Origin of the sequence: Burkholderia sp. BCC1977, assembly GCF_905339595.1 — a bacterium.
Classification (GTDB): Bacteria; Pseudomonadota; Gammaproteobacteria; order Burkholderiales; family Burkholderiaceae; genus Burkholderia.
Genome location: NZ_CAJPGQ010000002.1, coordinates 379,114 through 391,413 on the forward strand (window position 1 = coordinate 379,114; position 12,300 = coordinate 391,413).

Annotated in this window: 8 protein-coding genes and 1 tRNA gene; 7 read left to right on the forward strand and 2 right to left on the reverse strand. The window is 66.4% G+C overall.

All coding sequences use genetic code 11. The features are described 5' to 3' along the window. Positions 1-149: 149 nt before the first annotated feature. Together U5771_RS03655 and U5771_RS03660 are read right to left on the reverse strand one after the other, a co-directional pair. Positions 150-1,307: a porin gene (locus tag U5771_RS03655; protein WP_322022694.1), complete on the reverse strand. Its 1,158-nt coding sequence runs from the start codon at positions 1,305-1,307 to the stop codon at positions 150-152. A gap of 429 nt (positions 1,308-1,736) precedes the next feature. Beyond that, positions 1,737-2,675, reverse strand: coding sequence for a YihY/virulence factor BrkB family protein (locus U5771_RS03660; RefSeq protein ID WP_322022695.1), 939 nt, complete (start codon positions 2,673-2,675; stop codon positions 1,737-1,739). A gap of 140 nt (positions 2,676-2,815) precedes the next feature. On the opposite strand from U5771_RS03660, the gene fdnG reads away from it, so the two are divergent. The 7 genes from fdnG to U5771_RS03695 all read left to right on the forward strand — a co-directional run bounded on the left by fdnG (position 2,816) and on the right by U5771_RS03695 (position 12,080). Next, the gene (gene fdnG, locus U5771_RS03665) at positions 2,816-5,887 is read left to right on the forward strand and encodes a formate dehydrogenase-N subunit alpha (RefSeq protein WP_322022696.1); all 3,072 of its coding nucleotides are present in this window, start codon (positions 2,816-2,818) and stop codon (positions 5,885-5,887) included. A gap of 10 nt (positions 5,888-5,897) precedes the next feature. Then, a complete protein-coding gene (gene fdxH, locus U5771_RS03670) occupies positions 5,898-6,812 on the forward strand; it encodes a formate dehydrogenase subunit beta (RefSeq protein WP_322022697.1) in 915 nt (304 codons plus the stop codon). Then, entirely contained in the window at positions 6,809-7,435 is a 627-nt protein-coding gene (locus U5771_RS03675) for a formate dehydrogenase subunit gamma (RefSeq protein ID WP_322022698.1), read from the forward strand. Before fdxH ends, U5771_RS03675 begins: the two co-directional genes overlap by 4 nt. A 107-nt stretch (positions 7,436-7,542) precedes the next feature. Then, complete coding sequence (fdhE, locus tag U5771_RS03680; protein WP_322022699.1) at positions 7,543-8,478, forward strand: formate dehydrogenase accessory protein FdhE; 936 nt, start codon at positions 7,543-7,545, stop codon at positions 8,476-8,478. 76 nt (positions 8,479-8,554) lie between these two features. Continuing rightward, positions 8,555-9,994 (forward strand): L-seryl-tRNA(Sec) selenium transferase, encoded by a 1,440-nt coding sequence (gene selA, locus U5771_RS03685; RefSeq protein ID WP_322022700.1) that lies wholly within the window; start codon positions 8,555-8,557, stop codon positions 9,992-9,994. Then, positions 9,991-11,916 (forward strand): selenocysteine-specific translation elongation factor, encoded by a 1,926-nt coding sequence (selB, locus tag U5771_RS03690; protein ID WP_322022701.1) that lies wholly within the window; start codon positions 9,991-9,993, stop codon positions 11,914-11,916. Before selA ends, selB begins: the two co-directional genes overlap by 4 nt. Before the next feature lie 68 nt (positions 11,917-11,984). Further along, positions 11,985-12,080: transfer RNA gene (locus tag U5771_RS03695), tRNA-Sec, on the forward strand. The last annotated feature ends 220 nt before the right edge of the window (positions 12,081-12,300 follow it).

Genomic DNA, 12,300 nt, shown 5'->3' on the forward strand with positions numbered 1-12,300 from the left:
GCCATACCCGAGTCCCGGCCACGGTCGCCGCTCGCCACGGCGGCGCCGGCAACGGACGAAAAAAAACCAGCCACGGCCGAAACCGATGACTGGTTTTGCAGTTCGGCGACATGGCGTCGGAGACGCCATGCACACCGGAAACGTACTTCTTAGAACTTGTGGCGAATGCCGAGTGCGACCAGTTCGGCCGAGCTCTTGCCGGCGAAGCCGTACGAAGCGATCGACGCTTGCGCGGTCTGCTGCACGCCGTCGACGAGCTGCGTGCCGCTCGCGTGCTGGTATGCGCCGACCAGGTAGATGTCCGTGCGCTTCGACAGCGAGTAGTCCGCACCGATACCGACTTGGTGGTACTTCGCGTTCGTGTCGCCGCTTGCCTTCGTGTACGAGTAGCCGAGGCCCAGCAGCAGCGGCGGCGTGACCTGGTACGTCACGAACGCGCGGCCCGTGTTGTACTTTTCGGTCGAACCGAAGCCCGAGAATGCGTCCGGCTTGTACTGTGCGTTGCTGTAGCCGAGGCCGAACGTCACCGGGCCGAGTGCGTACTGGCCTGCGACTTGCGCGATGGCGATCGACTTCGCCGTTGCGTAACCCGAGTTGATCGGGCCGTCGATGATGTTGTCGGACGTCGTCGAGCCCCAGCCGCCGCGCACGGGCGTGGTCGTCGGCGACGGGTTGGCTGCGTAGAAGTAGCCTGCTGCAACGCCGACCGGGCCGTTGTTGTACGCAGCAGCGACCGACCACGTCTGGCCCGAGCCCGTCTTGCCTGCAACGCCGCCGAGGGCGTACATGCCTTCGACCTGGAAGCCTGCCCAGACCGGCGACGTGTACTTGATTGCGTTGCTGACGCGCAGCGAGTTGTCGTTGTTGTCGACGTCGCCCGGCGTTGCCATCACGCTGCCGAAGTAGTTGTCAGCCGTGACTGCCTGGACCAGGTCGACCAGCGGGTCGTACTGGCGGCCGAGCGTGAGCGTACCGTACTGGTTGCTCTCGAGGCCGACGTATGCCTGACGACCGAACATGCGACCGCCCTGGTTCAGGTGGCCCGTGCCCGGATCAAAACCGTTTTCCAACTGGAAGATCGCCTTCAGGCCACCGCCGAGATCTTCAGCACCTTTCAGGCCCCAACGGCTGCCTTGCAGGTTGCCCGACAGCATTTGCCACGAGTTGTTGGCCTGGCCGTCGTTGCCGTGAACCCATGCGATCGACGTGTCGATCACACCGTACAGCGTCACGCTCGACTGAGCGTGAGCAGCGCCAGCGGCGCCCAGCAGGGCGAGCGAGAGGGTCGAGAGAGCGAGTTTCTTCATCGTTGAGTATCTCCACGCAAATGATTCGTCATTCGTTATTTGTTGCGGATTGGAGAATAGCTCAGTGCCATACATGCAAGAAAGCTTAAAAAATAAAGTGTCTCGAAAAGGTAACAGCGAGAAAAAGTCTATATATATCAAGCACATCAAGGACTGTTCCTCTTTTTGAAATAGTTGACATTTGCTGCGCTGCGATTGTTGCAACAGTTGGTGCGTTCGGCAGCGAAAGGGCAGGTTTCGCCGGTTGGCGCACGGAAATCGAGGCATGCAAACGTTTGCCGTTGCAGCATGCATCGCGCGCTGATGCAAGGAACGCATCAACGTGCATCAACGCGCGGCGGGCGGGTGGTTGCGGAAAGGAAGGCTGTAGCGTAGGGCGGTGATGCGGCGCGCGCGCCGCGCGGCCGCGTTCGAGGCGATCGGTGGGGATCAGTTGCCGCTTGCGCGATCGGCGGCGCGATCCGCCGGCGTGGACACGGCCGCGACGTTGCCGTTGCCGTTGTGGCGATGCGCATCGCCGCGCGCGGCCGCGAACTCCGCGCCGAGCAGCAGCACGGCCGCCGAGAAGTACAGCCACATCAGCAGGACCGCGAACGATCCGGCCGCGCCGAACGCACTGGCCGTGCCCGCATGCGCGAGATACAGCGCGAACAGCTTCTTGCCGCCGGAGAACAGGATCGCGGACACGATCCCGCCGATCATCGCGTCGCGCCATGCGACGCGCGCATCGGGCAGGAACTTCATCAGCGCGGCGAACGCGCCCGCGAGCACCGCGATGCCGACGAAGAACTGCAGCAGGTTGGTGATCGCGACGTACGGTGAATTGCCGAGCAGCCAGGTGCCGACGAACGTGATCGCGGTATCGAGCACGAGCGACACGATCAGCAGGAACGCGACGCCGAGCACGAGCCCGAACGAAACCAGCCGCACGCGCACGAGCCCGAGCATGCTCGACCAGCGGTTTTCCGTGCTCGGCCAGATCACGCTCAGCGCGGTGTTCAGCGACGCGAACGTCGCCGACGCGCCGAGCGCGAGCGCGGCGAACGAGATCAGCGTCGCGATGCCGCCGCGCTGGCCCGCGCGATGCGCGTTCTGCACGATCGTCTGGATGCTGGCCGCCGCATCGTCGCCGATCAACTGGTGTGCCTGCTCGAACACCTGGCCGCGCGCGGCGTCGTCGCCGTAGAACCAGCCGGCCACGGCGATCACCATCACGAGCGTCGGCGCGAGCGAGAACGCCGAGAAGAACGCGATGCTCGCGGCCATCGCCGAGCAGCGGTCGGAGGAGAAGCGCTTGAACGCGTTGAGTGCCCAGTTGGCCTGTTGTTGCGCGAGACGGGTGGCTTCGGACGTGATCTGTCGTTTCATGAGGGTTCGGTTGGGCGTTGAACGCAGGATCTTGCTGGATCAGACAAATCAGTATTGATCCGAGGATTCGATCATAGTTGCTTGAACTGTCTATAATTCCTTTCAGTTTCACCCCACCCCACAAAAACGCCGAGACCATCATGCTACAAATGTCCCGGCGCCAGTTCCTGAAGGTGACGGCCACGTCGCTTGCCGGCTCGAGTCTTGCCCTGATGGGCTTTTCTCCGACGGAAGCGCTCGCCGAGGTCCGACAGTACAAGCTGGCGCGCACCGTCGAAACGCGCAACACCTGTCCTTATTGCTCAGTGGGTTGCGGCATCCTGATGTACAGCCTCGGTGACGGCGCGAAGAACGCGCAGCCGAGCATCATCCATATCGAAGGCGATCCCGACCATCCGGTCAATCGCGGCACGCTGTGCCCGAAGGGTGCGAGCCTGATCGACTTCATCCACAGCCCGAACCGCCTGACGCACCCCGAGTATCGGGCGCCCGGCTCGGACAAGTGGGAACCGATCTCGTGGAACGATGCGCTCGACCGGATCGCGAAGCTGATGAAGGCCGACCGCGACGCGAACTTCGTCGAGACGGCGGAAGACGGCGCGAAGGTCAACCGCTGGCTGACCACCGGCATGCTGGCCGCGTCGGCGGGCAGCAACGAAGTCGGTTATCTCACGCACAAGACGGTCCGCAGTCTGGGAATGCTCGCATTCGACAATCAGGCGCGTGTCTGACATGGCCCGACGGTGGCAGGTCTTGCCCCGACGTTTGGCCGTGGAGCGATGACGAACCATTGGGTCGACATCAAGAACGCGGACGTGATTCTCGTGATGGGCGGCAATGCAGCCGAGGCCCATCCGTGCGGTTTCAAGTGGGTGACGGAGGCGAAGGCGCACCGCAAGGCGCGGCTGATCGTCGTCGACCCGCGCTTTACGCGTACGGCCTCGGTGGCCGACTACTACGCGCCGATCCGCACCGGCACCGACATCGTCTTCCTGGGCGGCGTCATCAACTATCTGCTGACGAACGACAAGGTCCAGCATGAGTACGTGAAGAACTACACGGACTTCTCGTTCATCGTGCGCGAGGATTTCGCGTTCAACGACGGCATCTATTCCGGCTACGACGCGGAGAAACACGCGTACCCGGACAAATCGAGCTGGGACTACGAGCGCGGCGACGACGGCTTCGTGAAGGTCGACCCGACGCTGCAGCATCCGCGCTGCGTGTACAACCTGTTGAAGCAGCACTACGCGCGCTATACGCCGGACATGGTCCAGCAGACGTGCGGCACGCCGAAGGAGAAATTCCTGAAAGTGTGCGAAATGCTCGCGACGACGGCCGTGCCCGGCCGCGCCGGCACGATCCTGTACGCGCTCGGCTGGACCCACCACTCGATCGGCGCGCAGATGATCCGCACCGGCGCGATGGTGCAGCTGCTGCTCGGCAACATCGGCATCGCCGGCGGCGGGATGAACGCGCTGCGCGGCCACTCGAACATCCAGGGCTTGACCGACCTCGGGCTGATGTCGAACCTGCTGCCGGGCTACATGACGCTGCCGATGCAGGCCGAGCAGGATTTCGACGGCTACCTCAAGAAGCGTGTGCAGCTGCCGCTGCGGCCGAACCAGCTGAGCTACTGGAAGAACTACAAGGCCTTCCACGTCAGCTTCATGAAGTCGTGGTGGGGCGATGCGGCGACCGCCGAGAACAACTGGGCCTACGACTACCTGCCGAAGCTGGACAAGCAGTACGACCTGCTGCAGGTGATCGAGCTGATGAATGCCGGCAAGATGAACGGCTACATCTGCCAGGGCTTCAACCCGCTCGCGGCGGCGCCGTCGAAGGTGAAGACGGCCGCGGGCCTCGCGAAGCTGAAGTGGCTCGTGATCATGGATCCGCTCGCGACCGAGACGTCCGAGTTCTGGAAGCATCACGGCGACTACAACGACGTCGATGCGTCGAAGATCCAGACCGAGGTGTTCCGTCTGCCGACCACGTGCTTCGCGGAGGAAAACGGCTCGCTCGTCAGTTCGAGCCGCGTGCTGCAATGGCACTGGAAGGGCGCGGAGCCGCCGGGCGAGGCGAGGAGCGACCTCGAGATCATGTCGGGGCTGTTCCTGCGCATGCGCAAGATGTACCAGACGGACGGCGGCAAGTATCCGGACCCGATCGTGAACCTGACCTGGCCGTATGCGAACCCGGAAAGCCCGACACCCGAAGAGCTCGCGATGGAGTTCAACGGCCGTGCGCTCGCCGATCTGCCCGACCCGAAGGATCCGGCCAAGACGCTCGTGAAGAAGGGCGAGCAGCTCGCCGCGTTCGCGCAACTGAAGGACGACGGCACGACCGCGAGCGGCTGCTGGATCTTCTGCGGCGCCTGGACGCAGGCCGGCAACCAGATGGGGCGGCGCGACAACTCCGACCCGACCGGCATCGGCCAGACGCTGAACTGGGCGTGGGCCTGGCCGGCCAACCGGCGGATCCTGTACAACCGCGCATCGTGCGACGTGAGCGGCAAGCCGTTCGACCCGACCCGCAAGCTGATCGGCTGGAACGGCAGCGCGTGGAAGGGCGTCGACATCCCGGACTTCAAGGCGGACGAACCGCCCGAGAACGGGATGGGGCCGTTCATCATGAACCCGGAAGGCGTCGCGCGCTTCTTCGCCCGCGCGGGGATGAACGAAGGTCCGTTCCCCGAGCACTACGAGCCGTTCGAGACGCCGCTCGCGGCGAACCCGCTGCACCCTGACAACCCGCAGGCGCTGAACAATCCGGCCGCCCGCGTGTTCCCGGACGACCGCGCGTCGTTCGGCAAGGTGTCGGAGTTCCCGCACGTCGCGACGACGTACCGGCTGACCGAGCATTTCCACTACTGGACCAAGCATGCGCGGCTGAACTCGATCATCCAGCCCGAGCAATTCGTCGAGATCGGCGAAGACCTCGCGAAGGAAGTCGGCGTCGCGCACGGCGATCGCGTGAAGGTGTCGTCCAAGCGCGGCTACATCGTCGCGGTCGCGCTCGTCACGAAGCGGATCAAGCCGCTGACGATCGAGGGCAAGAAGGTCCAGACGGTCGGCGTCCCGTTGCACTGGGGCTTCAAGGGGCTGACGAAGCCCGGCTATCTCGCCAATACCCTGACTCCGTCCGTGGGCGACGGCAACTCGTACACACCGGAATTCAAGTCGTTCCTGGTGAAGGTCGAAAAGGCGTAAGGGGGAAGAGATGGCATTGCAATCGCTGGATATCAAGCGCGTCTCGGCCACCACGACGCCACCGCCCACGGTGCGCGAACCGGTGACCGGGAGCGTCGCGAAGCTGATCGACGTATCGAAGTGCATCGGCTGCAAGGCATGCCAGACGGCATGCATGGAGTGGAACGACCTGCGCGACGAGGTCGGCACCAACGTCGGCGTGTACGACAACCCGTCCGATCTGTCCGAGCACTCGTGGACGGTGATGCGGTTCGCCGAATACGAGAACCCGGCAGGCGACCTCGAGTGGCTGATCCGCAAGGACGGCTGCATGCACTGCGAGGATCCGGGCTGCCTGAAGGCGTGTCCGTCGCCGGGCGCGATCGTGCAGTACAACAACGGGATCGTCGATTTCCACGAGGAGAACTGCATCGGTTGCGGCTATTGCGTGACCGGCTGCCCGTTCAACGTGCCGCGGATCTCGAAGAAGGATCATCGCGCGTACAAGTGCACGCTCTGTTCCGACCGCGTCGCGGTCGGCCAGGAACCGGCCTGCGTGAAGACCTGCCCGACCGGCGCGATCGTGTTCGGCACCAAGGAGGACATGAAGCAGCACGCGGCCGAGCGGATCGAGGACCTGAAGGAGCGGGGCTTCGAGCATGCGGGGCTGTACGACCCGCAGGGCGTCGGCGGCACGCATGTGATGTACGTGCTGCACCATGCCGATAAACCGTCGCTGTACCACGGGCTGCCCGACAATCCGTCGATCAGCCCGATGGTGAAGCTGTGGAAGGGGATCGCGAAGCCGCTCGCGGTCGCCGGCCTCGCGCTGACCGCGCTGGCCGGGTTCTTCCACTACACGCGGGTCGGTCCGAACGAGGTCAGCGAGGACGAGGAAGCCGCCGCCCGCGACGAGGCGCGACGCATCAAGGAGGACGCAAAATGAAGCACGACGACCCCAACCTGATCGTCCGCTACACGCCGAACGAGCGTACGAACCACTGGATCACCGCGATCACGTTCGTGCTGCTCGCCCTGTCCGGGCTCGCGCTGTTCCATCCGTCGATGTTCTGGCTCACCGCGCTGTTCGGCGGCGGCCAGTGGACGCGGATCCTGCATCCGTTCGTCGGTCTCGTGATGTTCGTGTCGTTCGCGATTCTCGTGGTGCGCTTCTGGCATCACAACGCGCTCGATGCGGACGACCGTCAATGGCTGAAGCAGATCGGCGACGTGCTGACCAACCAGGAAGACAAGCTGCCCCCCGTCGGTCGCTATAACGCCGGACAGAAGCTGCTATTCTTCACGTTGGTGGCGTGCCTGCTGCTGCTCCTGCTGTCGGGGATCGTGATCTGGCGGCGCTACTTCTCGTTCTACTTCCCGATCGGGTTGATCCGCGCGGCGGCCGTCGTGCATGCCGTGGCGGCCTTCGTGCTGATCGCGAGCATCATCGTGCACATTTACGCGGCGTTGTGGGTGAAGGGCTCGATCGGGGCGATGGTGCGCGGCACCGTCACGCTGGGCTGGGCCCGCAAGCATCACCCGAAGTGGTTCCGTGAAAGCGTGAAATAACGCACCGGAGCGGAGCGGTACGCCGGCCACGGCGGGCCGCTCCGTCAGCCGTCGGAACTGCCTGAAGCGCCGACCCGTCGGCGCTTGTTTATTTGGATGACATTTTCGTGACACAACGCATTCTCGAACCGACCGAGATCTCGGCGCTCGATCATTCGGCCATTCCGCGCTTTCGCCTGCCGGAGCGCGGCACCGTGTTCGCCGCGCGTGCCGCCCGGCTGCGCAAGCTTGCCGACCTGAACCCGATCAGCGGCTACCTGCGGCTGATGGCGACCGTTGCCGACGCGCAGCACGCGACGCTGCAGGCGCTGAACCTGCCGTTGCCGTCGCCCGAAGCGATCGCGCGCGCGCAGCAGCATTCGATGCCGCTCGTGCCGGCGCTCGACGGCGAGCGCAACCCGCAGTGGCGGGCCGTGCTGTACGAACTGCTCGACCGCGTCGAAAGCGCCGGGCTCGTCAATCCGTCGCTCGCGAAGCTGCTCGACCGGCTGCGCCTGATGGCGCCCGCCGAACTCGACGCGCAGGCCGACGCGATCCTCGCGCTGCGCTTCGCCGAGGTCGACCCGGCCACCGCGCCGTTCCTGATGGCCGCGCTGCAGGTCGTCTGGACCGATCTCGCGAGCCGCGTGGCACCGGCCGACATCCCGTATCTCGACCAGCCGGGGCTGTGCCCCGTGTGCGGCACGCATCCGGTCGCGAGCGTCGTGCGCGTCGGCGGCCAGTACCAGGGCTACCGTTTCCTGCAGTGCGGGCTGTGCACGACCGAGTGGCACATGGTGCGCACGAAATGTTCGCACTGCGACTCGACCAAGGGCATCGCTTACCACGGGATCGAGGGCGGCAGCGAAGCCGTCAAGGCCGAGTCGTGCGACGAATGCAAGACCTATCGCAAGATCGGCTACCAGGAGAAGGACTACGAGTTCGAGCCGCTGGCGGACGATCTCGCGAGCCTCACGCTCGACCTGCTGATGAACGAGGCCGGCTACCAGCGCAGTTCGCCGAACCCGCTGCTGTGGCCGGACATGTCGAGCGAAGCGGAGTGACGGCAGGCAGCCGGGGCGGGCGCGCGAGCGCCGGCAGCCGGCTGCCGGCCACGCATGGAAATGGAGCCACCATTACGTGACCGAACCGGGTTTGAATGAACTGAATGCCGTCCTGGCGCGCGTACCGTCGGTGGAGCGCGTGCTGACGTCGGCGCCGCTGCAGCCGCTGCTCGCCGACTATGGCCGAACGCGCGTGCTGAACGCGGTGCGCGCCGAACTCGAACGCTGGCGCGCCGTTGCTCAGCAGGATCCGTCGGCGGCCGAGCCGCTCGACGAGCCGCGCATCGCGGCTGCCGTCGCCCGCATCCTGGCCGCGCAGAGCGCGGGCACCATGCGCCCGGTGTTCAACCTGACGGGCACCGTGCTGCACACCAATCTCGGGCGCGCGCTGTTGCCCGACGACGCGGTGCGCGCGGTGGTCGACGCGCTCACGCAACCCGTCAACCTCGAATTCGATCTCGGCACCGGCCGCCGCGGCGACCGCGACGACCTGATCGACGATCTGCTGTGCGAACTGACCGGCGCGGAAGCCGCGACCGTCGTCAACAACAATGCGGCGGCCGTGTTGCTGGCGCTGTCCGCGCTCGCGCCGAAACGCGAAGTGGTCGTGTCGCGCGGCGAGCTGGTCGAGATCGGCGGCGCATTCCGCATTCCCGACATCATGAGCCGTGCCGGTGCGAAACTGCGCGAGGTCGGCACCACCAACCGCACTCATCTGCGCGACTACGCGGACGCGATCGGTCCGCGCACGGCGATGCTGATGAAGGTGCACTGCAGCAACTACGCGATCAGCGGCTTCACCAAGGAAGTGACGCTGGCCGAACTCGCACCGCTCGCGCGTGAGCACGGGCTGCCGGTGGCCGTCGATCTCGGCAGCGGCACGCTCGCCGATCTGTCGCAATGGGGCTTGCCGCGCGAGACGACCGTGCAGGAAACCGTCGCGGCCGGCGCGAACCTCGTCACGTTCAGCGGCGACAAGCTGCTCGGCGGGCCGCAGGCCGGCCTGATCGTCGGCGATCGCGCGCTCGTCGCGAAGATCAAGCAACATCCGCTCAAGCGCGCGCTGCGGGTCGGCAAGCTGACGCTCGCCGCGCTCGAACCCGTGCTGCGGCTCTACCAGGCGCCGGAATTCCTGCGCGAGCGGCTCACCACGCTGCGTCTGCTGACGCGGCCGCAGCGCGAGATCGCGGAGGCCGCCGAGCGCGTGCGTCCGGCGTTGCAGGCCGCGCTCGGCAGCGGCTTCGATGTGCAGGTCGAGCCGATGTTCAGCCAGATCGGCAGCGGCGCGCTGCCGGTCGACCAGTTGCCGAGCGCCGGGCTCGTCGTGCGCACGCCGGACGGCAAGCGCGGCGGCCGTGCACTCGCGCAGCTCGAGAAGCGGCTGCGCGACTGGCCGCGTCCGGCGATCGGCCGCATCGCCGACAATGCGCTGCGGCTCGACCTGCGCTGCCTCGAAGCGGCCGATGAAGCGGCATTCGTCGCGCAATGCGTGCGGATCGCGGGGCCGGCTGCATGATCGTCGGTACCGCGGGACATATCGATCACGGCAAGACGACGCTCGTGCGGGCGCTGACGGGCGTCGATACCGACCGGTTGAAGGAAGAGAAGGCGCGCGGCATCTCGATCGAACTCGGCTATGCGTATACGCCGCTCGAGAACGGCGACGTGCTCGGCCTGATCGACGTGCCGGGCCACGAGAAGCTGATTCATACGATGGCGGCCGGTGCGAGCGGCATCGACTTCGCGCTGCTCGTGATCGCCGCCGACGACGGCGTGATGCCGCAGACCCGCGAGCATCTCGCGATCCTGCAACTGCTTGGCGTCGCGCATGGCGCGGTCGCGCTGACGAAGTGCGATCGCGTCGACGCCGCACGGCTGTCGGCGGCGCGCGACGAGATTGCCGCGTGGCTGCACGGCTCGACGCTCGATGGCGCGCCGATCTTCGAAACCTGCGCGACCCGCGAGGACGATCCGGGCGTCGCCGCATTGAAGTGTCATCTCGCCGATGCGGCGCTCGCGTGGCGTGCGCGCCGCGACGACGGCTTGTTCCGGCTCGCGGTCGATCGCGTGTTTACGCTGGCCGGGCAGGGGACCATCGCGACGGGCACCGCGTTCGCGGGCCGCGTGGCGACCGGCGACACGCTTGCGATCGTGCGCACCGGCGGCGCGGCGCGCGTGCGCAGCATCCATGCGCAGAACCGGGCGGTCGAGATGGGCCGCGCGGGCGAGCGCTGCGCGCTGAACCTGGCCGGCGTCGACAAGGCGGACGTCGAGCGCGGCGATACCGTCGCGGATGCGCGGCTCGTCGCGACGTCGCCGCGTCTCGACGTCGAACTGACGCTGCTGGCCGATGCGGGGCTCACGTTGACGCACTGGGCGCCGCTGCACGTGCATCTCGGCACGCTGCATCGCGTCGCGCACGTCGCGCTGCTCGACGGCGATACGCTGGCGGCCGGCCAGACGATGCGCGTGCAACTGGTGTTCGACGAACCGGTGTTCGCGCTGCCGGGCGATCGCTTCATCGTCCGCAATCCGCAGGCGACGCGCACCGTCGGCGGCGGTCGCGTGCTCGACCCGTTCGGTCCCGCGCGCAAGCGTCGCACGCCCGCGCGCCGCGCATGGCTCGACGCGCTGGCGGCGTGGCTCGACGAAGGGCGGCTCGATGCACTGCTCGCGCAGGCGCGGCTCGGTATCGCACGCACGACGCTCACGCACCTGACGGGGTTCGCGCCGGACGCGTTGGCGTTGCCGGACGACGCACTGTCGATCGGCCAGCGCGAGCGCGCGTCGAACGACGGCACGGTGATCGCGCGGGCGCACTGGGACGCGCTGCAGGCGCGGGCGATCGACACGCTGCGCGCGTATCACGAGCGCGTGCCGGACGAGCAGGGGCTCGATGCGGCGCGCCTGCGGCGGATGGCGGCGCCGCTCGTCGGCGATGCGCTGTGGCGCGCGCGGGTCGACGCGCTGGTGGAGGGCGGCGCGGTGGCGCGAAGCGGGCCGTGGCTGCATCTGCCGTCGCATTCGGTGAGTTTCGATGCGCGCGAGGAAGCGCTGGCGCAGCAACTGCTGCCGCTGATTCACGCGGGGCGCTTCGAGCCGCCGTGGGTTCGCGATCTGGCGCGCGACACGGGCGCGGCGGAGGAGGCCGTGCGCACGCTGCTGCGCAAGCTCGCGCGGCGCGGCGACGTGCATCAGGTCGTGCGCGACCTGTTCTATCACGCGGACGTCGTGCGCGAGCTGGCCGGGCTGGTGGCGCATCTCGCGCCGACGCGCGGCGACGGGCTCGATGCGGCGACGTTTCGCGATGCGACCGGGCTCGGCCGCAAGCGTGCGATCCAGATTCTCGAGTTCTTCGATCGGGTTGGGTATACTCGCTTCCACCGCGATCTTCACTTCCTGCGGCCTGACAGCGGTTGGGTGGGTGTACAGGCGTAGGCGCTCGACGTTCTTCTCGCTCTTTGGGTTCTTCAGGTTCTTCGGGCTCTTTGGGCTCTTTTCCCCGCGGAAGGCATTCGTATCCGGTGGTACGGCTGGACTTCAAATCCAGTTGGGGGTGTCAGACACTCCCGGGTCGGTTCGACTCCGGCTGCCTTCCGCCAGTCAAGGCTTCCCGCGCATTCCGGCGACTTCCGTAAACGCGCCGTAGGTCGCTGATTTCAAAGCGATTTGTGGGTAACGGCATGCTTGCGACTTCCGCCACGGCTCTGCACAATCTCCCCATGAAACATGGGTAGCGGGTTGGGTTTTGTGGGTAGGAAAGGAGGACGACATGGCGGGACGACACTTGCATCGGCTTAGCGCACTGCGCGTCGCGAAGGT

Excerpts from the sequence above, each read along its gene's own strand:
- U5771_RS03655 (WP_322022694.1), bottom strand. The coding sequence starts at position 1,307 with ATGAAGAAACTCGCTCTCTCGACCCTCTCGCTCGCCCTGCTGGGCGCC.
- U5771_RS03660 (WP_322022695.1), bottom strand. The coding sequence starts at position 2,675 with ATGAAACGACAGATCACGTCCGAAGCCACCCGTCTCGCGCAACAACAG.
- fdxH (WP_322022697.1), top strand. The coding sequence starts at position 5,898 with ATGGCATTGCAATCGCTGGATATCAAGCGCGTCTCGGCCACCACGACG.
- U5771_RS03675 (WP_322022698.1), top strand. The coding sequence starts at position 6,809 with ATGAAGCACGACGACCCCAACCTGATCGTCCGCTACACGCCGAACGAG.
- selB (WP_322022701.1), top strand. The coding sequence starts at position 9,991 with ATGATCGTCGGTACCGCGGGACATATCGATCACGGCAAGACGACGCTC.